Source organism: Clostridium ihumii AP5, assembly GCF_000612845.1.
GTDB classification, from domain to species: Bacteria; Bacillota; Clostridia; order Clostridiales; family Clostridiaceae; genus Clostridium_J; species Clostridium_J ihumii.
The window spans coordinates 1-23,878 of record NZ_CCAT010000010.1 but is presented as its reverse complement, the minus strand read 5'-3'; the positions used below and the strand labels follow the sequence as shown (position 1 = coordinate 23,878).

Below are 23,878 nucleotides of genomic sequence, written 5' to 3'. Positions count from 1 at the left end.
TATATCACCCTTTTTATTGCCTAATTTTCTATAATAGAACAATGTAAATGTATTAAAAAAAGAGATATTCTTTAAATTGTAGAACATCTCCAAAATAAGTTGTAATGAAAGAAGGATTTGGCTTTAAACAATTGATAAGATACGGTGAATTTAAATACATCATATATTATTATAAAATCTAATTTATACGTAGGTTATTATGAACTCTTTCAATAATATTATATTAAGCTATACAATAAAGGGTGAATGATATAATAGTATTTTTTTTATGTAATATTGACTATTAAATATTGAAATTAGAGTAAAACAAAGTAAATTAAATCATTTAAAGGCAATAGAGCAGGACCATAAAGGTTCTTTTTTATTGCCTATTTTTATAGAAAGAGGTGTAGAAGTGGAAAAGGAAAATTTATTAAAGACAGGTTTTTATGGGGTAATAGGTTTATTAGGTGGTAGTTTAGGACAATTATTTGGAGGGTTTGATACTTTATTTTGGGCATTATTAACTTGTAGTATTATAGACTATTTTAGTGGTGGAGCAGTAGCCATTATATTTAAAAATAGTCCTAAAACAGAAACAGGAGGAGCTAAAAGTAGAATAGGATTTAAAGGGTTAGTAAAAAAGATATTTATATATATGCTTGTTGTCGTAGCTGTTCAAATGGATATTGTACTAAAAGCAAATGGCTTTATAAGAAATGCAGTAATAATAGGATTTATGGCAAATGAAATACTTAGCATAATAGAAAATGTAGGACTTATGGGGATAAACTTACCTAAACCATTTGTAGATGCAGTAGATATTTTAAAGAAAAAATCAGAGGAAGGTGATATTAATGCAAAGTAGAAACAAAAATAATTTAAAAGGTATAGATGTTTCAAATTGGCAAAGGGACATAGATTTTGCAGCAGTAAAAAGAGATGGAGTAAATATAGTATACATGAAAGCATCAGAAGGTAGTAATTATAAGGATGCTTTTTTAGAGCAAAATTATAGTAGAGCAAAAGAACAAGGATTAAATGTAGGATTTTATCATTTCTTTTTAGGTGATGCAATTAATGAAGCTAAATTTTTTATTGAATGCATTAAAAATAAAGTATCAGATTGTTTATTGGCAATAGATATAGAAAAAAATAATAATATGGATAAAAACACTTTAACTAGTGAATGTATTACATTTTTAGAGGAGATTAAGAGATTAACTGGAAAGAATGTTGTAGTATACACATATACATCATTTGCTAGGGAAAATTTAGATTCAAGGCTTTCAAAATATCCAGTATGGATAGCTGATTATGATGTTAACCCACCTAGTTACAATGGCATATGGTCCAATTGGGTAGGATTTCAATATACAGATAAGGGACATGTTCTAGGTGTAAATGGGAATTGTGATGTTAATGAATTTAATAGTGGAATATTTAATGGTGTTTTCACCCTTGATAAAAACGAAGGCTTGGTTCTAGCTGATGTATTAAATGTTAGAGATAAGCCAGATGGAGCTATAATTGGAACATTAACCAATGGAGCAGTTATAAGGATAGATAAAAAAGTAGATAATTGGTATTCAATTTATTTTGGAGACCATGGAGGTTATATAAGTAGTGATTATGTAAAAACAGAATTTGAGAAAGAGAATATAAAGAAAGAGGTGTATGATATGAAAACAATAGTATTATATTTTGGTGATATGGATGCAAATGCAGCTATATATGTAGCACAAAAGAAGAAATGTCCTATGATGAAGAAAAGTGACTTTGATATAAGTGGATTAAAAGCTGAAAAGACAATTCAAATAGGTGGCAGACCAGGAACTAATAGGGATGATAGTTTAAAAGATGCCGCAAAATTAGTTTAAAATATAATTTTTATAATAATATAAGTAAATGTTGCACATAATAGACCTAGGGGGAATCTCTAGGTCTTCTTTTTTTATTTATAAAACTTTAAAAATAAAACTTTGAAATGAGGGAGTAAATGAAAACTACTGAAAAGAATGTTTTAATGACTAAGTGTATTAAAGTTACATTGAATAGATGTGTAAATTATAATATGAAAGAAATAATGAATATTATAAGAGAAATGCAATATTTGTCATCAAAAGCTTATAATTTAGCTACAAATTACTTATATATATGGGACACTAATAGTATGAATTTTAAAAACTTGTATGAAGAAAAAATTGTTGACAAAGATTTACTAGGTAAAAGTAAAAGTGCTTGGATAGAAAATAGAATGAATGAAATTATGAAGGGATTTTTGACTAATAATGTTGCTCAGGCAAGGCAAGATGTAATTAATAAATATAATAAATCAAAAAAAGATGGATTGTTTATTGGGAAGGTTACATTGCCAAGTTATAAAATGAATGGAAAAGTAGTAATACATAATAAGGCATATAGATTTAGTAAAAATGAAGGATATTTTGTTGAGATAGGTCTTTTTAATAAAGAGAAAAAGGAAGAATTAAATTGTGATTGGATAAAGTTTAAATTGGATAAAATAGACTCTAATAAGAAGGCAACTATTTATAAAATTTTAAATGGTGATTATAAGCAAGGTTCAGCTCAATTGCATATAAATAAAAAAGGTAAGATAGAATTTATAATTTCTTATTCATTTGAAAGGGAGAATAGTATTAAATTAGATAAAAACAGGACATTAGGTATAGATATTGGAATTGTAAATATAGCAGCTATGGCAATTTGGGATAATAATAAACAAGAGTGGGAATTAACAAGATATTCACATAACTTAATAAGTGGTAATGAAGCTATAGCATTAAGACAAAAATATTATAAATTAGGATTAAGAAATAAGGAGTTAGAGAAAAATATAAATAGAGAGTTGCATGAATTAGAGGAAAAAGAATATAGAGGATTATCAACAAATATAATAAGTGGACATAATTTAACATATAAGAGGATTATGCTAAACAGTAAAAGGATAAGATTGTCTCAATCGTGCAAGTGGTGTGGAAATAGTAAAGTGGGGCATGGAAGAAGAGTAAGATGTAAACAAGTTGATAAAATTGGTAACAAAATAGAAAGATTTAAAGATACATTTAATCATAAATATAGTAGGTATATAGTAGATTTCGCAGTTAAAAATAATTGTGGAATTATCCAGATGGAAAATTTAAAAAACTTTAATCCAAGTGAAAAATTTTTAAAGGATTGGCCATATTTTGACTTGCAAACAAAAATAGAATACAAAGCTAAAGAATATGGAATAGAAGTTATAAAAGTGAATCCTAAATATACATCAAAAAGATGTAGTAGATGTGGATGTATAAATGAGTTAAATAGAGATTGTAAAAAAAATCAGTCAAAATTCAAGTGTGTTAATGATGAATGTAATAATTATGAAAATGCTGACATTAATGCAGCGAAAAACATAGCATTACCATACATTGATAAGATTATAGAACAATGTTTAGAAACTAACAAAGTAGTATAGTTTTAATAAAGGGTGATTTACCATCCTAAGTAGAGAAGTAACACGCTTAAAAACATTGAAATTACTTGAAAGGAAGCATGTTAACACTCTTACAACCGCTCCAGTTGAAATTTGCTGGTAAAAAGCTAGTATAAAAAATGCTATAAGCATGGTGGGTACTATGATATAACCAATTAGAAAAATTAATAATTATTAGAGGAAATGGCTGAGTTACTAAGGTTAATGATTAACATAGGTTATATTTAAATGTTAAATATTATAAAAAGCATATTAGATAGCGGAAGTTAATGATTAACATAGGTTATATTTAAATGGAAGATGGACCATCCAGTTACTTCCCACTTTTATTGTGTTAATGATTAACATAGGTTATATTTAAATGGAAGATGGACCATCCAGTTACTTCCCACTTTTATTGTGTTAATGATTAACATAGGTTATATTTAAATACAAAATATCTAAGAATAAGCAAATTTTCTACTTTTGTTAATGATTAACATAGGTTATATTTAAATGAAATATTGTTATTAAACATAAGCAACCTCCTTTGTTAATGATTAACATAGATTATGTTGAATATGAATGTAAATTTAATGGTTAATGTAGTTTAATAAATAATAGAATTATGTTAAAATAAATTATAAATATAATAAGAATATTGCACGAAATGAGCCTAGGAGTTTAGTTACTTCTAGGCTCATTTTTTATTAAAAATAATTGTCTAATAATAAATGTTTAATTCTAAATTTGTCGAATTTGTGTACAGAAAACAGTTAAAGAGGTAAAATTTTTAATGTAAGATTAAAATGAGGGGGATTTAAAATGAGTACATTTTTATTTTTAGCTGGAGGAGTAGGATTTCTTATTTCTATAATATTTATAATTGTAAATATTATTAGAAGAAAAAAAATAAAAAAACCTTTAATTGCTGGTGGGGTTTGTATATTTCTTTTTATAGTATCATTATCCATGCCAACTAGTACACCAACAAACAATTCAGTAGAATCAAATAAAAAAGAACCTGCAAGGGAAGTTACTAAAACAGAAACAAAGGAAAAACAAAAAGAATCATTGGAAACTAAACCAGTGACTACTGAAAAAAAAGTAGAGCCTAAAAAAGATGATAATAAGATAACATATGAGAATTTTTTAAGCATAAGAATGAATCAATCATATGAAGAAGCAAAGTCAATTTTAGGGGAAGGTACAGAAAATTCATCATCTGAAATAGGCGGAATGTCAACTAAAATGTATACTTGGAAGGGTAAAGGAATTTCGAATATGAATATGACAATTCAAGATGGGGTTGTTGTAGGGAAAGCACAGTTTGGATTAAATAAAAATAATTCGGGCATAACATTAGAAAAATATAATTCTGTTAATGAAGGAATGACTTTAGAGGAAGTAAACTCAATTTTAGGAGAAGGTGGATTAACTTCACAAACTCAAATAATGGACTTAGAATGTAGCATATATTCATGGGCGAACAAAGATGGCTCTAATTGCGATATAACATTTCAAGGTGGAGTAGTTAATATGAAAGCTCAATTTGGATTAAAATAGAAAATTATTAAAGGCAATCTAGTGTAATTGAATATTAGATTGCCTTTATTTTTTTATGCCTAAAAAGGAAATAAAACATACTGACAGAATATAATAATATTAAGAGGTGTATTTTATGAGTGTAAGAAATAATTTAAAAAAGATAAGAATGATAGAATTTCTTATGGCTCCAGGTGAATTTGCTAGATTTTTAGGAGTCGATATAAAAACATATTCTGGATGGGAAAATGAAAGAAGCAAACCAACACTAGAGAGAGCTTTAAATATAGCAAATAAATTAAATAGGGACGTAAAAGAGATATGGTTTTTAGATTAAACTATATCTCTTTTTTATTATAGAAAATACCTTGAAAAATAAGAATATTAAATAAATACAAGAAATTTCTTAAAAAATAAGAAACTTTTTATAAGTAAGTGCATACATATAAAACATAAAGATAATTAAAAATTATTTAAAGTATGTAGGTGATATATATGTTGATAAGAAGCGTACTTTTAACTTTAGATTTAATAGCATTGGGGTATTGTAACAACAAGAGATTGCAATATAAAACGTTAAATCAGTATCAATTACAGGTGGGATATAAAAACAATTTAATAGTTAAAAAACCTATAGTTATTGATATGAGGATAACTCCACACATTTTTATAGCAGGTTTAAGTGGAAATGGTAAAACTAAAATGGTAGAGTATGCACTAAAAGATAAAAAGGTTGTATTAATAAATGTATTTGAAGATGACTTAAAGAACTTTAAGTCAAGTAGAAGAATAAACGGAAATGAGGACATACTAAAATACTTAAATAATTTATTAAAAAACATTAAAAGACATGAAAGACCACTTTACGTAGTTATAGATGAAATGTTAGTGTTGTGCAATGATAAAGCAATAAGTAAAGCTATAGCTGATATTTTGGCAGTAGGTAGACATTATAATATATTTGTGATTGGAATAAGCCAGTTAGGAACAAAGGAATCTATTAAATTCAAAGATTTATTTAACTCAAGAATATGTTTCAGACAGGTGGAGGAAAGTAGTTATAGAGTTGTTCTTGGCTATAGTCCAGAGAATACAAAAGTTAAAAAACGAGAGTTTTACTATTATAGTGATAATGTTGGTAAGGGTAAAACTTATACTGTTTAGTTTATAGAATTTTTATTTAAAAAGCATTTAAGTTCAATATTTTTGCGATAGTCTTTAGCGATAGCGAAAAATATTGAACGTGAAAATACTTTAAATAAAAATTCTATATAACTTGATAGTAGCAGTTTAATTCATACAATGAGTGAACGATTTTATAATGTAAAGATAGTGACAACAGATGATAGAGTAGAAATATACAAGGTTAACAATTATGTAATTAAAGAAGGAAATGAGAGTAAAAATAGAAATGGAAGAAGAGGTAAGGGTGAATTAAATGAGAATGAAAAAGAAGTTAATAGTAAGAGGGGTAGAAAAACAACACTTGTAAATGCTAGAAATAACATAATAAGACTTATAAAAGCTAATAACGATATGGAAACATTTATAACACTAACTTTTAATAAAGAAACAAATTATCAAGAAAGTAAGAGGTATTTAAATAATTTTTTTAATAAATTGAGAAGAACATATTCAGATTTAAAATATATTTGGGTTTTAGAGTATGGTTCTTTAAAAGAAAGATTACATTATCATATACTTTGTAATATTCCAATTAATATAAAGTTAAGTGGTAGTAAAGAACGAAAAACAATAGAGCATAAGAATTTAGAAAATGAATTTAATAAAAAATATTGGGGTTATGGATTTGTAGATATAAGAAGTTTGAATCAAGAAGGTAATACTAATGTGGCTCTTTATGTAAGTTGCTATATTACAAAATCCATGGAAGATAAAGAATTAGAAGGATATAGAATATATGGATATAGCAATAAAACATTAAAAAAGCCTGCAATAACAAAAGTGTATATGAAAGAAAGTATAGAAGATATATTATCTAATTTTGATGATTACTATATAAAGTTTCAAAACAATTATAAGATTGGTTATGAAAGTTTTAAAGGTGAATACAAAGGCACAGTAAATTATTTTGATTTATATAAAAAGGAGTGTTTTGAATATGAAAATAAATGAAATAGATGTGTTAGTTACAAAAGTTGATTTAAAGCAAAATAAAGAAGGTAAACCATATGTTGTTGTAGACTTTTTAGATTTAGAAAGTGGAGATACTTTCAATATAATTGAAAAGGATATAGAATTAATTAAAAGTTTAAAGCAAATGACAAAGTATAAAATAAGTTTACAATTAAGTTCTAATAAATATGGTCTTAAATTAGAATTAAAAGAAATTATAGATGAGTTAGGCGGAATATAAGAGGATGGAAAAGGCGAGGAACGAGGGGGGATAATATATATAATTATAATTTAAAAAAGCATTGATATAATATATAGATTAACGCCGAAGGTGACTAATGAAATAGAAACATATATAATAGGTAGAAAGTAGTTCAAAACAATACTACTATTCTTTACATAGGGTCAACCATATGAAAAGGGATCTAGATAGTTAAAGATAAGTAATAAAGTAGGCTTTTTAAGTCTACTTTATTTTTTATAAAATATATTTAAAAAACATATTTAAAGTAGGGCAGAATTTGAAATCACTTAGGAGGTGTAGTATTATTGAGATACACTCTATAGTTTATTATGAAAAAAATATTTAAAATATATAAAAATATAGTATAATTATAATGAAAATATTTTAAAAATTTAGAAAATTATAAATGTTGTTATGAAATAAATAATTTTTGGGGAAATTATAATATATATTAATAAAATAACACATTATAATAGAAAAATGTAAAATAAATAGGGGGTAATTAAAAATATGAGTAGAATCAATAGTATTTCTGGTCCCTGTATAGAGGAAGTATGGGAAAAGGTAAGTAAGGAAATTGGGGCAGATATAAACATTAATTCCAGGGGAATAAAAATTAATAAGAAGTATGATGGTACAGATATAATACTAGAATACTATACAATGGATGCAGGGAGTATTCCTATAACATATACAAGAATTAAAAGTAATTTTAAGAGTCTAAATAATTTTAAATTTAAAATATGTAATAGAAATGAATTAAATTCTAAATGCAATGAATTAGATATTGAAGAATACAGCACAGAAAATGCAATAATTGATAATGAATTAATAATAAAGACAAATGAAAAAGAGATTGTTAAAAAAATAGTAAAAGATAAAAATATAATAAATGTACTAATGAAATATAGAAATTTTATATTCCAGTGTAATCAGTGTGACAAAATAGATAAAAATCAGGGAATGTTTAATTTTGAAGTAAGCTTTAGAACTTTAGGTATAATTAAAAATGGAATAGAATTAAAAGAAATGTATAGTTTAATATGCAATACAATAAATATATTAAATGAAGAAAATATAATTATTTAATTTAAATTATATAATATGTAGTAAAATAGAAAAAATTTATAATTATGATATAATTAAGACTATAGAGTTTAAATTTAATTACGAGACTTTATAGTCTTAAAATTATGTAGAAAAGGCTGTGGTAATTATGAGTTTGGGTTTTGATTTAAAGTTATCAATGGAACAAAAATTAGTTATGACTATGGAAATGCAACTGTCGGTAAAACTTTTGCAAATGTCAACGTATGATTTACTTACTCATATAAATAAGGAATTGGAAGAAAATGTGACATTGGAAGCTAAAAATAATGATGATAATGAAAGTGATATTGAATTTAAAAAACTTATAGACTTTTTAAAAAACAACAATACTGATAGTAGTTCAAAAGAATATAAGGGAAATGATGAGGAAGTATCGCCTTTAAACTTTGTTGAAGCTAAAAAATCATTAAAAGATTATTTGAAAGAGCAAGTAATAGATTTAGAAATTAACAAAGTAGAAAAAAAGTTATGTTACTATTTAATAGAAGATTTAAATAGTAGTGGATATATTGAAGATGATTTAAGTTATATAGCTAATAAAAATAATTGTGATATAAGAGTAGTAGAAAAGGCATTATCAATAATTCAAAGTTTGGAACCAATAGGAATAGGTGCTAGAAATTTAAGAGAGTGTCTAAAAATCCAACTTATTAGAAAAAATATTGAAGATGAAAATATATACATCATAATAGATAAATATCTTGAAGAAGTTTCAAAAGCAAAATATTCTTATATAGCTAAAGAATTAAATTTAGATTTAAATAAAGTACAAAAGTATGTTGATATAATAAAAACATTAGAACCAAAACCATCTAGAGGATTTTTTACTGGAGACGAGACTAGCTATATAATACCTGATGCTATTATAAAAAGAATAGAAGATGAATTTGTAATAGTAATGAATGACTCAGTATTACCAAAATTAAATATAAATAGCACTTATAGTGAAATAATATCAACTTGTGAAGAAAAAGAAGTTGTTGATTATGTAAAAGAAAAAGTAAATAAAGCGATGTTTCTTATAAAAAGTATAGAAAGTAGAAGACAAACGTTGTATTCTGTAATATCCAATATATTAGAAATACAAAATGAATACTTTCTATATGGAGAAGATTATTTAAAACCATTAACAATAAAAACTGTAGCTGATAATCTAAAATTTCATGAATCTACAGTAAGTAGAGCAATAAAAGATAAATATATAGCGATACCTAGTGGTAGGGTAGTTAGAATAAAAGATTTTTTTACTAACAGCTTAACTGGAAATGACGGAGAAGTTTCTACATATAATATAAAAAGAAGAATAATTAGTATAATAGAAAATGAAGATAAAAAGAAACCACTTTCAGATTCAGCAATCTGTAATATTTTAAAAAACGAAGGGATAGAAATATCAAGAAGAACCATAGCTAAATATAGGGATGAATTAAATATACTAAGTTCAGCGCAAAGAAAAAGAGTTTAAGACAATTTTGAAAAAATAAAAAAATTAATAAATTTATAAAAAGCTATTCACATGAATAGCTTTTTATAATATAATAAAACCATAAAGGGACATAAATGTTCCTACGGGTCACAAAAAGTCCAAGGAGAGAAAAATGAAAGAATTATTAAAATTACAAATGAAATTAGTACCAGAACTTTTAACTGTTTTGGATATGAGATATAACATTTTAAGCAATATTTATTACAATCAACCTATTGGTAGAAGAATGTTATCAAATAATTTAAATTTGAGTGAAAGAATAATAAGAAGTGAAGTAAATTTTTTGAAAGAACAAAATTTAATAGATATAAACAGCATAGGAATGAGTATAACAGATGAAGGAAAGGATTTGCTTAGAGATTTAAAATTTTTTATAAGAGAAATAAAAGGATTCAAATCAATAGAACTTGAAATAGCAAATCTATTGCATATAAAAGGCATGGTAATGGTACCAGGCGATGTTGAAGAGGATAAATCAGTATTAAGAGAAATATCTAAAATATCTTCGGAATATATAAAAAATTTATTAGAAGATAATATAATAATTTCATTAACGGGAGGTAATACTGTTAAAGAAGTAGTTGATAGTTTTCAGGCCACTAATGAATACAAGGATATAATGGTTTTACCAGCAAGAGGAGGAATGGGAACAGATATAGAATTGCAATCAAACACTCTAGCAGGTAGATTGGCATCTAAAATTAATGGAAGATATGAAATATTACATATTCCAGATAGCTTGAGCAAAGAGACCGTTGATGCAATTTTAAATGAACCAGAAATTAAAAGAATATTTGAAGGTATAAAAAAATCTACTATAGTTATTCATGGTATTGGTGATGCTACTAGGATGTCCCATAAAAGAGAATTAAATTATGAAATAATAAAGAAAATAAAAAGTGAAGATGCTGTTGGAGAAGCATATGGACATTACTTTAATGCTGATGGAAAAATAGTATATTCACTACCTAATATAGGAATAAATGGAAATGAAATATCAAAAATTAAACATATGATAGCGGTGGCTGCAGGTAAAAGAAAAGCTAGAGCAATTATCGCAGCTATCAAAGATAGAAAAAATGAGGTTTTATTTACAGATGAGGCTACAGCTAAAGAAATATATAATATATTAACAGAAACATCATTGTAAATAATAAAACATAATAAATGAATGGTAGGAGGAATTAATAATGATAAAAGTTGGAATAAGTGGATTTGGAAGAATAGGAAGAAATGCGTTTAAGGTTTTAGTAGAAAAGTATAATAATGACATAGAGGTAGTAGCGATTAATGATTTAGTAGATCCATATACATTAGCACATTTATTAAAATTTGATTCTTTATATGGCCAATTTGATGGAACTGTAGAAGCTAAGGATAATGCTATAATTGTTAATGGTAAAGAAATAAGAATTTTTGCAGAAAGAGAACCTAAAAATATACCTTGGGGACTTTTAGGTGTTGATATAGTAATAGAAGCTAGTGGTAAATTTACTGATGGAGAAAAAGCAAAGGCACATATAGAGGCAGGTGCTAAAAAAGTATTGATTTCAGCTCCAGCAAAAAATGAAGATATAACTATAGTTTTAGGTGTTAATGAAGAAAAATATGAAAATGAAAAGCATAATATAATTTCTAATGCATCTTGTACAACAAATTGTTTAGCTCCATTTGCAAAAGTATTAGATAGAGAATTTGGAATTGTAAAAGGTCTTATGACTACAATTCATTCTTATACAAATGACCAAAAAATATTAGATGCACCACATAAGGATCTAAGAAGAGCAAGAGCTGCAGCAGAAGCTATGATACCAACTACAACAGGAGCGGCAAAAGCAGTATCATTAGTTTTACCACAATTAAAAGGTAAATTAAATGGAATGGCTGTAAGAGTACCAACACCAACTGTATCAATAACAGATTTAGTTTGTGAACTTTCAAAAACAGCTACAGCAGAAGAAATAAATGCTGCATTTAAGAAGGCATCAGAAGGTGAATTAAAAGGAATATTAGGATATAGTGAAGAACCATTAGTATCTATAGATTATAGAGGAGATGAACGTTCATCAATAGTTGATGGATTATCTACTATGGTTATAAATGATAATATGGTTAAAATAGTTTCATGGTATGATAATGAATGGGGCTATTCAAATAGATTAGCTGATCTTACAAAATATGTAGCTGATAGATTATAAAGAATAAATTTTATAAAATCTAGTTCTGAATTTTAATAAGAACTAGATTTTAATTTTATAACAAACAATAAAGCTACACTAAATATTAAAAAAATAACCTAATAGTATATCATATTTCCTAAAAAGATGGTAAAATAAAAGAGTAAAGTATAAAATTTACTGTACTATATATGATGCGATATATTTTCTTATAAAATTTTAATTAATAGATAATATTATAATATAGAAAATAACACATAATAAATTGAAATATTATTTTATATATTGTAAAATTTTTATAAGAATAATATGGAAAGGGGAATATAAGTGAAGTTTAATAAAAAAACAATAGAAGATATAGATGTTAAGGGAAAAAAGGTTTTAGTAAGATGTGATTTTAATGTTCCACTTGTAGATGGAGCAATAACAGATGAAAATAGATTATTAGGTGCAATGCCAACAATTAAATATTTAATGGAAAATGGTGCAAAAGTTATTTTGTGTTCTCATCTTGGAAAACCAAAGGGAGAAGCAAAAGAGGCGTTATCACTAAAAGTAGTAGGTAAGAGATTATCAGAACTTTTAGAAGTAAACGTTGACTTCTTAAAAGATAATAATGTTATATCAAATGAAGTAATTGAAAAAATAAATAAGTTACAAGATGGAGAAGTTGCACTTCTTGAAAACACTAGATTTAGAAAAGAAGAGACTAAAAATGAAGAGAATTTCTCAAAAGAATTAGCATCAGTTTGTGATATATTTGTAAATGATGCGTTTGGTACAGCTCATAGAGCACATTGTTCTACTGTTGGTATAACTAAATATGCAAAAGAATCAGTTTGTGGATATTTAATACAAAAAGAACTTAAGTTTTTAGGTGATGCAGTAGAAAGTCCAGTTAGACCATTTACTGCCATATTGGGAGGATCTAAAGTTTCTGATAAAATTAATGTTATAAACAATTTATTAGAAAAAGTTGATACTTTAATAATAGGTGGGGGAATGGCGTATACATTCTTAAAGGCTGAAGGTTATAACATTGGAAATTCATTAGTTGAAGATGATAAAATGGATTATGCAAGAGAGATGATAGAAAAAGCTAAAAATAAAAATGTTAAATTATTAATACCAGTGGATCATGTTGTAGCTAAGGAATTTTCTAAAGATTCAGAGGCAATAATAACAGAAGGAAAAGACATAAAAGATGGGTATATGGGTCTTGATATAGGACCAAAAACAGTAGAAATATATGAAGAAGTAATAAAAAATTCAAAAACAATAGTTTGGAATGGACCAATGGGAGTATTTGAATTTGAAAACTTTAAGAATGGTACACTAGCTATAGCAAAGAAAATGGCAGATAATAAAGAAGCCACCACTATAATTGGTGGCGGAGATAGTGCTGCCGCTGTTAATATATTTAATTTAGGAGAGTGTATGACTCACATATCAACTGGTGGAGGAGCATCATTAGAGTTTTTAGAAGGAATAGAACTTCCAGGTATAGTATCACTTGATGATAAGTAAAAAAATAATATTTAAGTTAGTTGTAAAGTTGGAGGAATATGATGAGAAAACCAATAATTGCAGGAAATTGGAAAATGAATAAAGATATAAGTGAAGCAACTAAATTAGTGGAAGATTTAATTCCATTAGTAAAAGATGCAAATTGCGATGTAGTAGTTTGTCCAAGTTTTATAGCTTTACAAAAAGTTAGAGAATTAACAAAAGGAACTAATATAAAAGTTGGGGCTCAAAATATGCATTTTGAGGAAAATGGCGCGTTTACAGGAGAGGTTTCTGCACCAATGCTTAAATCATTAGATATTAATTATGTAATAATAGGACATAGTGAAAGAAGAGAATATTTTAATGAAACAGATGAGACTGTTAATAAAAAGATAAAAAAAGCTTTTGAATATGGTATTTTACCTATACTTTGTGTTGGCGAAACTTTAAGTGAAAGAGAAGGAAATACTACAGAAGCAAAATTAGAATGTCAAGTTGAAAAAGCTTTAGATGGATTAAGTAAAGAGCAAGTTGAAAAATTAGTTATAGCTTATGAACCAATATGGGCAATAGGAACAGGAAAAACAGCAACTGCTGATGAGGCTAATGAAACTATTGGATTTATAAGAAACATTGTTGAAAAATTATATGACAAGAATACAAGTGAAGAATTAAGAATACAATATGGTGGTTCAGTAAAATCATCTACAATAAAGGAACAAATGTCAAAAGAACATATAGATGGAGGCTTAATAGGTGGTGCAAGCTTAAAAGCTGAAGAATTTAGTGCAATAGTTAATTATTAAAATATAGTTAAAGGGTGGTTAGATGTCTAAAAAACCGACAATGCTTATGATATTAGATGGGTTTGGATTAAGTAGTGGTTTAGATGGAAATGCTATAAGAGCTGCTAAAAAACCAAATTATGATAAAGTAATAAAAAAATATCCCTGTGTAACATTAAAGGCTTCAGGACTTAGTGTAGGTCTTCCGGAAGGTCAAATGGGGAATTCGGAAGTGGGACATTTAAATATAGGTGCAGGAAGAATAGTTTATCAAGATTTAACAAGAATTACAAAGTGTATAAAAGAAGGAACTTTTTTTGAAAATGAAGCCTTTTTAAAAGCTATAAAAAATTCTAAAGAAAACAATTCTTCAATACACATGATGGGATTATTATCAGATGGTGGAGTTCATTCCCATATAGAACATTTAAAAGCATTAATTAAATTATGCAAAGAAAATGAAGTTGAAAAAATATATATTCATTGTTTTCTAGATGGTAGAGATGTACCGCCAACTTCAGCTAAAGAATATATAAGTGAATTAGAATATTACTTGAAAGAAATAGGTATAGGTAAAATTGCTACAGTTTCAGGTAGATATTATGCAATGGATAGAGATAATAGATGGGAAAGAATAAATCTTGCTTATGATGCAATGGTAAAAGGTGAAGGCGAAATAGTAAAAAATGCAATAGAAGCAGTAGATAGATCTTATCATGACAACAAAACAGATGAATTTGTACTTCCATCTGTAGTAATAGATGATGAAAATATGCCAATTGGAACTATAAAGAGTAAAGATTCTATAATATTTTTTAACTTTAGACCAGATAGAGCAAGGGAAATTACAAGAGCCATAAATGACAGTACTTTTGAACATTTTGAAAGAATTAAGTTAAATGAATTATGTTTTGTTTCAATGACAGAATATGATAAAACATTAGAAAATGTAAATGTGGCATATAGAAAAGAAAAGTATGAAAACACCTTAGGTGAGTACATTTCATCAAAAGGATTAAATCAATTAAGAATAGCAGAAACTGAAAAATATGCACACGTAACATTTTTCTTTAATGGTGGAGTGGAATTACCTAATAAGAATGAAGAAAGAGTACTTATACCATCACCTAAAGTAGCCACATATGATTTAAAACCGGAAATGAGTGCTAAAGAAGTTACAGATGAAGTGTTAAAGAAAATAGATGAAAACAAAAATGACTTAATAATATTAAACTATGCAAATGCAGATATGGTAGGGCATACAGGGATTTTAGAAGCTGCAATTAAGGCTGTGGAAACTGTAGATAATTGTATGGGTAAAGTAATAGATAAGATTTTAGATAAAGATGGTGTGTTATTTATTACAGCTGATCATGGAAATGCAGAACAAATGATAGATTATTCTACAGGCAAACCTATGACTGCACATACAACGAATGAAGTTCCGTTTATATGTATATCTAATGAGAAGAAAGAGTTAACATCTGGAATATTAGCAGATATAGCTCCAACAATACTTGATGTAATGGGACTTGAAAAACCAATTGAAATGACAGGTGAAACACTAATTAAGATGCAAAAAATAAAATAATAAATCAATGTGTCTTAAGGGAATAATATATATTGTCAATAAAATAGATATTTAAATACTACACTACAAAGTGTAATTTAAAAGATCAATTCTATTTTATATGACTTGAAATAAAAACAATTTAGGAGGGTTTATAAATGAAACAATATGTAGAAATTATTGATGTTTATGCAAGACAAATATTAGATTCAAGAGCATTTCCAACAGTAGAGGTGGAAGTAACTTTAGAAGATGGAACAGTTGGTAGAGCAGCGGTACCTTCAGGTGCATCAACAGGAATGTTTGAAGCAGTTGAATTAAGAGATAATGTTAAAGAAATATACAATGGTAAAGGTGTACTTAGAGCAGTAGACAATGTAAATGATATAATAGCAGAAGAATTAGTAGGAATGAATGTTTTTGATCAAGTTGCTATAGATAATTTAATGATAGATCTTGATGGAACTGAAAATAAAGGAAAATTTGGAGCAAATGCTACTCTAGGAGTTTCACTTGCATGTGCAAGAGCAGCTGCAGAATATTTAGGCTTAGGAATTTATCAATACATAGGTGGAGTTAATGCAAAAGTATTACCAGTTCCTATGATGAACATATTAAATGGTGGAAAACATGCTGATAACAATGTTGATTTACAAGAATTTATGATTATGCCAGTTGGAGCAAAATCTTTTAATGAAGCATTAAGAATGTGTGCAGAAGTATATCATAAATTAAAATCAATATTAAAAGAAAAAGGCTTAGGAACAGGTGTTGGTGATGAAGGTGGATTTGCACCAAATTTATCTTCAAATGAGGAAGCTATAAAAGTTATAATGGAAGCTATAGAAAAATCAGGATATAAACCAGGTGAGGATATATTCTTAGCATTAGATCCAGCATCATCTGAATTCTTTGAAGATGGAAAATATAATTTAGCTGGTGAGGGAAGAATATTAACACCAGAACAAATGGCAGATTATTATGTAGAACTTGCTGAAAAATATCCAATAATCTCAATTGAAGATGGTATGGCTGAAGAAGATTGGGAAGGATGGAAACATTTAACTGATAAAATAGGACATAAAGTTCAATTAGTTGGTGACGATTTATTTGTTACAAACACTGAAAGATTAAAAATGGGTATAGAAAAGAAAGTTGCAAATTCAATACTTATAAAATTAAATCAAATAGGAACTTTAACAGAAACTTTGAATGCTATAGAAATGGCATCAAGAGCAGGATATACAGCTGTAGTTTCTCATAGAAGTGGTGAAACAGAAGATACAACAATAGCTGATTTAGTTGTAGCTATGAATGCAGGACAAATAAAAACTGGAGCACCTGCAAGAAGTGAAAGAGTTGCTAAATACAATCAACTTTTAAGAATTGAAGAAGAACTAGGTGAAATGGCTGAATATAGAGGTATGAAATCATTCTATAATATAAATAGAAAATAATTTAAGAAAGTTGATGCAGATTAAGTTATGCATCAACTTTTTTATAGGAATTTACTAAAATTAGAATATTATATTATGTTAAATAAATTGTATCTTTGAAAATAATATGATAATATTATAGTATTGATGTCTAAAGACATAAGGAGGTGTTCTCATGAAAGATGTTCTTGTATGGATTCAAATAATTTCAGCTATACTATTAATTATTTGCATATTATTACAACCAAGTAAAGCAAATGGATTACAAGGTTTAGTAAGCGGAACTTCAGAAACGTTTTACTCAAAAAATAAAACTAAAACTAAAGAATCTTTTTTAATTAAAATGACAATAGTTTTTGCTACTATATTTGCAGGATCTATTATACTAATAAATGCTTTATAGGATTAAAGTGGCTAGTCTACTTTAATCTTTTTTTTGCGAAATATTCTTTGAAATCAAATATTATTGTTCTTTAAAGTTTCTAATATCTGTGATATAATCGAAGTTGAAAAATGTGTTAGAATCTTTATAAATTTCTCAATTTAAAGAAAATTTTGCACGTAAAAGGAATAGCTATTATAAATAATACTTTTTTAGAAATAAAAGTTGTAAATATTTAAATCAATTTATATGGTTACATTAAAAAAAGGGATTGTAGTACTAATATAGGGGAAATATTAGTGTAGGGGGTATTTTTATGAGTGAATACAAATCAAAACTAGAATGTGAAGAGATGGATTTTTTAATTGAGTGTATTAAATCTTTAGAAACTAAAGAAGAATTCTATAGGTTTTTTGAAGATGTTTGTACAGTTTATGAAGTTAAAGCAATAGAGCAAAGATTGCAAGTTGCTAAAATGCTTATGGAAAGAAGAACATATTTAGATATTGCAAGTACAACAGGGGCAAGTACAGCTACTATAAGTAGAGTAAATAGATCTTTAAATTATGGATGCCAAGGATATAAAACAGTATTTGATAGAGTAGATTGGAAAAGTAAATAGCTATGTATAGGGAGGTTACTTAATGAGGTAATCTCTTTTTTTATTTTATGGATATAATTATGAATTAAACATAAAATAAAGATTGATTTATTAAATATAATAGGTGTTATATGGTATAATAATAGGACGTTATTGGATAAAAGTTAAAATATAAAAATTATATTAATTTATATATAAATTTAGAAGAACGTTAGAGTAGGAGTGATGAACAGAATGGATCTAAAAAGTTTACTTAATAAAGAACAATATGAAGCTGCATCCACTATAAATGGACCTCTTCTTATATTGGCAGGGGCAGGATCAGGTAAAACAAGAGTTTTAACATATAGAATAGCTCACATGATAGAGGATTTAAATATATACCCATCTCAAATACTTGCAATAACATTCACTAATAAAGCAGCAGGAGAAATGAAAGAAAGAATTCAAGGGTTAGTTGGTGATGTTGCAGATAGTATGTGGATATCAACATTCCACTCAAGTTGTGTAAGAATTTTAAGAAGAGAAATAGATAAACTAGGATATAATAAAAATTTTACTATTTATGATAGCTATGATGCAAAAACTTTAGTAAAGCAATGTATGAAAGAACTTAATATAAATGACAAAGATTTAACTGATGGAGAAATTATAGGGAAAATTTCAAGTGCAAAAAATGATTTAATATCTAGTGAAAAATTTAAAAAAGAAAATCAAGGTGATTTTAGAAAAAATAAAATAGCAGATATTTATATGTTATATCAAAAAAAATTAAAAGCTAGTAATTCACTAGACTTTGATGATTTAATATTTATGACTGTAAAACTATTAAATGATTTTCAAGAAGTAAGGGATTTTTATAGAAGAAAATTTAGATACATAATGGTGGATGAATATCAAGATACAAATAGAGCTCAATATGAGTTAGTTAAATTATTAGTGGGTGAAGAAGAGAATATTTGTGTTGTTGGAGATGATGATCAATGTATTTATCAGTGGAGAGGCGCAGATATAAGAAATATATTAGATTTTGAAAAAGACTATAAAAAGACCAAAGTAATAAAATTAGAACAAAATTATCGTTCAAAAGGAAATATACTAAAAGCTGCTAATATGGTAATAAAAAATAATGCACAGAGAAAAGAAAAAGTTTTAAGAACTGACAGTGAAGAAGGCGAAAAAATAAGAATATATAGAGCTTTTAGTGATATTGATGAAGGTAATTTTGTTGCTGGTGAAATAAAAAGATTAATGAAAGAAGAAAACAAGACATACAAGGATTTTGCTGTGCTATATAGAATGAATTCACAATCACGTATTCTTGAGGAATCTTTTAGAAAATCAGATATACCATATAAAATTGTAGGTGGACTAAAATTCTATGATAGAAAAGAAATAAAGGATATAATGGCATATTTAAAACTTATAAATAATCCATTAGATGATATAAGCTTAAGAAGAATAATTAATGAACCTAAAAGAAGTATTGGAGATGCTACAGTGGCTAAAGTGCAAGATGTAGCTAATGAGGCTGAGGATTGTCTTTATAATACACTTTTAGATGTTGATATTATCCCAGGCTTATCAACAAAGGCTATAAATTCAATAAATAAGTTTACTGGAATAATAAATGCATTAATGTCAAGAGCTGATGATATGACAGTATCACAGTTAATATTAGATGTTTTAGATCAAACAGGATATATGGAAATGCTTAAAAAATCTAATGCAATAGAAGATGAAAGCAGAATTGAAAACTTAAAAGAATTAGTATCTGATGCAGTAGAGTTTGAAAAAGGTAGTGATGATAAGTCGTTATCAGCATTTTTAGAAAAGGTTACATTAGTATCAGATATAGATAATTTAGAAGAAAAAGAAGAAACATCAGTTATGATGACTGTTCATAGTGCAAAGGGATTAGAGTTTCCAGTAGTATTCTTAGTTGGAATGGAAAATGGGATTTTTCCAAGTATGAATGCTTTAAACAGTTTTAATGAGATGGAAGAAGCTAGAAGATTATGTTATGTTGCAATTACTAGAGCTAAAGAAAAATTATATGTAACATCAGCTGAAACTAGAAGAGTTTTTGGAAGAACTGTATGTTATGAACCATCAGATTTTATAGGAGAAATACCAGTAGGGTTAAAAGAACTAGTTGGTGGAGAAAAGTCAAGAGCAGTTAATACTTTTAAAAGTCAAAGAAGAGAAAGTGTAGCAAGCTATAGCAGCAGTTTTAATAGAGGAACACAATCTTCAGTAGGAGCTATGATGACCTCAAAAGAAACTAACGTATCAAAATCATCTGTAAATACTAGTGAAGTTACACAAGGTAGAAAAGTTAAACATGCTAGCTTTGGTATTGGAACAATAGTTGGAATTTCAGGTAGTGGGAGTGATATGCTTCTTACAGTAGCGTTTGATAATCAAGGAATAAAGAAATTAATGCTCAATAAAGCTCCAATAGAATTAATATAAAAATTTTATTATGATAATTAAAAGGAGTGGATACTTTGGACAAAAATAAAAGAATGGTAGAATTAATAGATATATTAAATAAATATGCTTATGAGTACTATGTTTTAGATAAACCATCCGTTTCAGACAAAGAATATGATAAATTGTATGATGAACTTTTAAATCTAGAAAAGGAACTTGAATATTCATTACCACATTCACCAACACAAAGAGTTGGTGATGTGGTATTACCAGAATTTAAAAAATATACACATAGGGCAAGATTATGGAGTTTAGATAAAGCTCAAACTATACAAGAACTAAAAGATTTTCATAATAGAAATTTAAAAGCTATAAAAGAATACAATTTAAATAATGATGATGAATTACCAGAATTAAAATATATAGTTACTAAAAAATTTGATGGACTTTCAATAAATTTGACTTACGATGAAGAAGGAATATTAAAAGTTGCTGCATCTAGAGGTACAGGAGAAATTGGAGAAGATATTACACTTCAAGTAAAAACAATAAAATCAGTACCTTTAAAAATAGATCATAATAGAACTATAGAAGTTCATGGTGAAGCTATAATGACAAAAGAAGCTTTTGAAAAATACAATACTTCATCAAATGTTCCATTAAAAAATCTAAGAAATGGGGCAGCTGGTGCTCTAAGAAATTTAAATGTGAAAGAAACGGCTAAAAGAAATCTTTCAGCATTTTTTTATGATGTTGGTTACAATGAAGGGAAGTCATTTGAAAGTTATACTGAAATGCTAAATTTCCTTATAAAACAAGGCTTTCCAGTAGATGACTACTTTAAACCTTGTACAACGATAGAACAAATAGAGAAGGAAATTGAGTATATAGAAAGTATAAGAAATAATTTAAATTACGATATAGATGGCGCAGTTATAGCTATAGATGATATGAGAACAAGGGAACTTTTGGGATATACTATAAAATTCCCTAAATGGGCTATTGCATATAAATTTGAAGCAGAAGAAACGTCTACAACACTTCTAGATGTAGAATGGAATGTAGGTAGAAGTGGAAGAGTTACACCGACAGCCATATTAGAACCAGTAGAACTTGGTGGTGTTACAGTAAAAAGAGCTACACTTAATAATATGGATGATATAAAAAGAAAAGGGGTAAAAATTGGTTGTAATGTTTTTGTTAGGCGTTCAAATGATGTTATTCCGGAAATAATGGGTGCAGTTGAAGAAAGTTTAGATGAAGCAAAGGAAATTGAATCACCTAAAGTTTGTCCAAGTTGTGGTACAAAATTAATTCAAGATGGTGTACATTATTTTTGTGAAAATACACTTTCTTGTAAACCACAACTAGTTAAATCTATAGTACATTATGGAAGTAGAGAAGCTATGAATATAGCTGGATTTAGCGAGAAAACTGCAGAAGCATTATTTGAAAACTTAGATATAAAATCTATAGCTGATTTATACAGAATAAAAAAAGAAGAATTATTAACATTGGAAAAATTTAAAGATAAAAAATCACAGAACCTTTTAAATGCAATAGAAGGCAGTAAAAATTGTGATTTAGCTTCATTTATATATGCATTAGGAATTGCTAATGTAGGAAAGAAAACTGCAAAGGACTTAGCAAACAAGTTTAAAAATATAAATAATTTAATGAAAGCAGATTTTGAATCTCTTATAGATATAAATGATATAGGCGATATTGTAGCTAAAAGCATAATGGAATTTTTTGAATCAGAAAAAGTAAAAAATATTATTGATGAATTATTTAAATTAGGTGTTAATCCAACTTATGATGAATTAGAGATAAAAGACAATTCATTTGAAGGAAAAACTATGGTAGTAACAGGAACACTTAAAAATTACTCAAGAAATGAAATAAAAGAAAAATTAGAAGCATTAGGTGTTAAAGTTTCAAGTGCTGTAAGCAAAAAAACAGATTATGTTTTAGCGGGGGAAGAAGCAGGTTCAAAATATCAAAAAGCTTTAGATTTAGGAGTTCAAATTTTAACAGAAGAAGAATTTGAAAATATGATTTAAGAAAATGTAAAGACATTTTACTATGAAGTTTTAAATAGTAAAATGTCTTTTTTTATAAATTGAATTAAAGTTTTAATATATGTTAATAATTTTAGTATGAAAATAAGTTTCAAATTTATTATATATAGGTGATTAGTATATGAAAAAAATTATTATAATTACAATATTATGTGTAATACTAACGTTTTCAGTTTCTTTTCAAGATGTAAATAGGAAAAGTGAAGAAGTTGAAGGAGATTATATAGTCTGCAATATTGAAAATAGACCTAAAGATTTAAAGATGACAGATAATAAAAAAATTAGAGAAAAAGATTTATTAAATTCATTATTTGAAGGGTTAGTAAAAGTTAATAAAGATGGAAATATAGTTGGAGGATTATCGAAGGAATATAAAGTCAGCGATGATAAAATAGAATATCAATTCAAAATTAGAGATAATGCAAAATATAGCAATGGTGAAAAAATAAAATCAAAAGACTTTGTTAAGTTTTTTAAAGAATTTTTAAGTGACGAAAATAATTTATATAGAGAAGAATTAAGTTGTATTTATGGTGTATCCGATTATATAACAAACAAAACTTCTTTTGAGAATGTTGCAATAAAGGATGTTTCAGATGATGTTTTGAAAATAAGATTAAATAAGCCTTGTGACAAATTGTTAGAAATATTATCAGAACCAGTAATGTCTTTAAGGGACTATAATTTATTAAAAGATTTTTCAAAATGTGATAATTCTATAAAATATAGTGGTCCATTTATTTTAAAGATAAATGAAAAAGATGAATATGTTTTATGTAAAAATAACAATTACTATAATGTTAAAGAGGTTACAGATAATAGAATACTGTTATCTTTTATTGAAGATAAAGAAGAAGTCTTGGCAAATTTTGAAGATGCAAATTATAAATTAGATATATTTATAGACCCGCCAATAAATGAAA

The 23,878-nt window shown here is 26.8% G+C and carries 21 protein-coding genes; all 21 read left to right on the top strand.

Annotated features, from left to right (window positions below; genetic code table 11):
• Positions 1–394: 394 nt before the first annotated feature.
• The gene (locus BN346_RS02785) at positions 395–847 is read left to right on the top strand and encodes a phage holin family protein (RefSeq protein ID WP_034439132.1); all 453 of its coding nucleotides are present in this window, start codon (positions 395–397) and stop codon (positions 845–847) included.
• On the top strand, positions 837–1,859 hold the full coding sequence (locus BN346_RS02780; RefSeq protein ID WP_051539936.1) for a GH25 family lysozyme: 1,023 nt from the start codon (positions 837–839) through the stop codon (positions 1,857–1,859). Before BN346_RS02785 ends, BN346_RS02780 begins: the two co-directional genes overlap by 11 nt.
• A 119-nt stretch (positions 1,860–1,978) precedes the next feature.
• Complete coding sequence (locus BN346_RS21110) at positions 1,979–3,460, top strand: RNA-guided endonuclease TnpB family protein (RefSeq protein ID WP_051539934.1); 1,482 nt, start codon at positions 1,979–1,981, stop codon at positions 3,458–3,460.
• Positions 3,461–4,282: 822 nt separating this feature from the next.
• Positions 4,283–5,023: a DUF3862 domain-containing protein gene (locus tag BN346_RS20360; protein ID WP_051539931.1), complete on the top strand. Its 741-nt coding sequence runs from the start codon at positions 4,283–4,285 to the stop codon at positions 5,021–5,023.
• A 115-nt stretch (positions 5,024–5,138) separates the two neighbouring features.
• Complete coding sequence (locus tag BN346_RS02765) at positions 5,139–5,339, top strand: helix-turn-helix transcriptional regulator (protein ID WP_034439131.1); 201 nt, start codon at positions 5,139–5,141, stop codon at positions 5,337–5,339.
• Positions 5,340–5,497: 158 nt separating this feature from the next.
• Entirely contained in the window at positions 5,498–6,166 is a 669-nt protein-coding gene (locus BN346_RS02760; RefSeq protein ID WP_034439130.1) for a hypothetical protein, read from the top strand.
• Positions 6,167–6,304: 138 nt separating this feature from the next.
• Positions 6,305–7,138, top strand: a complete 834-nt coding sequence (locus BN346_RS02755) for a rolling circle replication-associated protein (protein ID WP_034439129.1) — start codon at positions 6,305–6,307, stop codon at positions 7,136–7,138.
• Positions 7,125–7,379, top strand: coding sequence for a hypothetical protein (locus tag BN346_RS02750; protein WP_034439128.1), 255 nt, complete (start codon positions 7,125–7,127; stop codon positions 7,377–7,379). Before BN346_RS02755 ends, BN346_RS02750 begins: the two co-directional genes overlap by 14 nt.
• Before the next feature lie 513 nt (positions 7,380–7,892).
• Positions 7,893–8,471, top strand: a complete 579-nt coding sequence (locus BN346_RS02745) for a hypothetical protein (RefSeq protein ID WP_034439127.1) — start codon at positions 7,893–7,895, stop codon at positions 8,469–8,471.
• 133 nt (positions 8,472–8,604) lie between these two features.
• Positions 8,605–9,957 carry an RNA polymerase factor sigma-54 gene (rpoN, locus tag BN346_RS02740; RefSeq protein ID WP_478216033.1) on the top strand — a complete coding sequence of 451 codons (1,353 nt, stop codon included), beginning with the start codon at positions 8,605–8,607 and terminating at the stop codon, positions 9,955–9,957.
• A gap of 133 nt (positions 9,958–10,090) precedes the next feature.
• Positions 10,091–11,128 (top strand): sugar-binding transcriptional regulator, encoded by a 1,038-nt coding sequence (locus BN346_RS02735; RefSeq protein WP_034439124.1) that lies wholly within the window; start codon positions 10,091–10,093, stop codon positions 11,126–11,128.
• Between the two features lie 40 nt (positions 11,129–11,168).
• On the top strand, positions 11,169–12,176 hold the full coding sequence (gene gap, locus BN346_RS02730) for a type I glyceraldehyde-3-phosphate dehydrogenase (RefSeq protein WP_034439122.1): 1,008 nt from the start codon (positions 11,169–11,171) through the stop codon (positions 12,174–12,176).
• A gap of 306 nt (positions 12,177–12,482) precedes the next feature.
• The gene (locus tag BN346_RS02725) at positions 12,483–13,682 is read left to right on the top strand and encodes a phosphoglycerate kinase (RefSeq protein ID WP_034439120.1); all 1,200 of its coding nucleotides are present in this window, start codon (positions 12,483–12,485) and stop codon (positions 13,680–13,682) included.
• A gap of 41 nt (positions 13,683–13,723) precedes the next feature.
• Positions 13,724–14,470, top strand: coding sequence for a triose-phosphate isomerase (gene tpiA, locus BN346_RS02720; RefSeq protein ID WP_034439118.1), 747 nt, complete (start codon positions 13,724–13,726; stop codon positions 14,468–14,470).
• Between the two features lie 22 nt (positions 14,471–14,492).
• Positions 14,493–16,040: a 2,3-bisphosphoglycerate-independent phosphoglycerate mutase gene (gene gpmI / locus BN346_RS02715; protein ID WP_034439116.1), complete on the top strand. Its 1,548-nt coding sequence runs from the start codon at positions 14,493–14,495 to the stop codon at positions 16,038–16,040.
• Positions 16,041–16,177: 137 nt separating this feature from the next.
• A complete protein-coding gene (gene eno / locus BN346_RS02710; RefSeq protein WP_034439113.1) occupies positions 16,178–17,476 on the top strand; it encodes a phosphopyruvate hydratase in 1,299 nt (432 codons plus the stop codon).
• 154 nt (positions 17,477–17,630) lie between these two features.
• A complete protein-coding gene (secG, locus tag BN346_RS02705; RefSeq protein WP_034439111.1) occupies positions 17,631–17,858 on the top strand; it encodes a preprotein translocase subunit SecG in 228 nt (75 codons plus the stop codon).
• Positions 17,859–18,153: 295 nt separating this feature from the next.
• The gene (locus BN346_RS02700; protein WP_034439108.1) at positions 18,154–18,459 is read left to right on the top strand and encodes a YerC/YecD family TrpR-related protein; all 306 of its coding nucleotides are present in this window, start codon (positions 18,154–18,156) and stop codon (positions 18,457–18,459) included.
• Between the two features lie 213 nt (positions 18,460–18,672).
• On the top strand, positions 18,673–20,913 hold the full coding sequence (gene pcrA, locus BN346_RS02695; protein WP_034439105.1) for a DNA helicase PcrA: 2,241 nt from the start codon (positions 18,673–18,675) through the stop codon (positions 20,911–20,913).
• A gap of 53 nt (positions 20,914–20,966) precedes the next feature.
• Positions 20,967–22,937: an NAD-dependent DNA ligase LigA gene (gene ligA, locus BN346_RS02690; RefSeq protein ID WP_423219650.1), complete on the top strand. Its 1,971-nt coding sequence runs from the start codon at positions 20,967–20,969 to the stop codon at positions 22,935–22,937.
• A 139-nt stretch (positions 22,938–23,076) separates the two neighbouring features.
• Positions 23,077–23,878 (top strand): ABC transporter substrate-binding protein (locus BN346_RS02685; RefSeq protein WP_034439098.1); only part of this gene is annotated, 802 nt, incomplete at its 3' end.

Excerpts from the sequence above, each read along its gene's own strand:
- BN346_RS02780 (WP_051539936.1), top strand. The coding sequence starts at position 837 with ATGCAAAGTAGAAACAAAAATAATTTAAAAGGTATAGATGTTTCAAAT.
- BN346_RS21110 (WP_051539934.1), top strand. The coding sequence starts at position 1,979 with ATGAAAACTACTGAAAAGAATGTTTTAATGACTAAGTGTATTAAAGTT.
- BN346_RS20360 (WP_051539931.1), top strand. The coding sequence starts at position 4,283 with ATGAGTACATTTTTATTTTTAGCTGGAGGAGTAGGATTTCTTATTTCT.
- BN346_RS02765 (WP_034439131.1), top strand. The coding sequence starts at position 5,139 with ATGAGTGTAAGAAATAATTTAAAAAAGATAAGAATGATAGAATTTCTT.
- BN346_RS02760 (WP_034439130.1), top strand. The coding sequence starts at position 5,498 with ATGTTGATAAGAAGCGTACTTTTAACTTTAGATTTAATAGCATTGGGG.
- BN346_RS02755 (WP_034439129.1), top strand. The coding sequence starts at position 6,305 with ATGAGTGAACGATTTTATAATGTAAAGATAGTGACAACAGATGATAGA.
- BN346_RS02750 (WP_034439128.1), top strand. The coding sequence starts at position 7,125 with ATGAAAATAAATGAAATAGATGTGTTAGTTACAAAAGTTGATTTAAAG.
- BN346_RS02745 (WP_034439127.1), top strand. The coding sequence starts at position 7,893 with ATGAGTAGAATCAATAGTATTTCTGGTCCCTGTATAGAGGAAGTATGG.
- BN346_RS02735 (WP_034439124.1), top strand. The coding sequence starts at position 10,091 with ATGAAAGAATTATTAAAATTACAAATGAAATTAGTACCAGAACTTTTA.
- gap (WP_034439122.1), top strand. The coding sequence starts at position 11,169 with ATGATAAAAGTTGGAATAAGTGGATTTGGAAGAATAGGAAGAAATGCG.
- tpiA (WP_034439118.1), top strand. The coding sequence starts at position 13,724 with ATGAGAAAACCAATAATTGCAGGAAATTGGAAAATGAATAAAGATATA.
- gpmI (WP_034439116.1), top strand. The coding sequence starts at position 14,493 with ATGTCTAAAAAACCGACAATGCTTATGATATTAGATGGGTTTGGATTA.
- eno (WP_034439113.1), top strand. The coding sequence starts at position 16,178 with ATGAAACAATATGTAGAAATTATTGATGTTTATGCAAGACAAATATTA.
- secG (WP_034439111.1), top strand. The coding sequence starts at position 17,631 with ATGAAAGATGTTCTTGTATGGATTCAAATAATTTCAGCTATACTATTA.
- BN346_RS02700 (WP_034439108.1), top strand. The coding sequence starts at position 18,154 with ATGAGTGAATACAAATCAAAACTAGAATGTGAAGAGATGGATTTTTTA.
- pcrA (WP_034439105.1), top strand. The coding sequence starts at position 18,673 with ATGGATCTAAAAAGTTTACTTAATAAAGAACAATATGAAGCTGCATCC.
- ligA (WP_423219650.1), top strand. The coding sequence starts at position 20,967 with ATGGTAGAATTAATAGATATATTAAATAAATATGCTTATGAGTACTAT.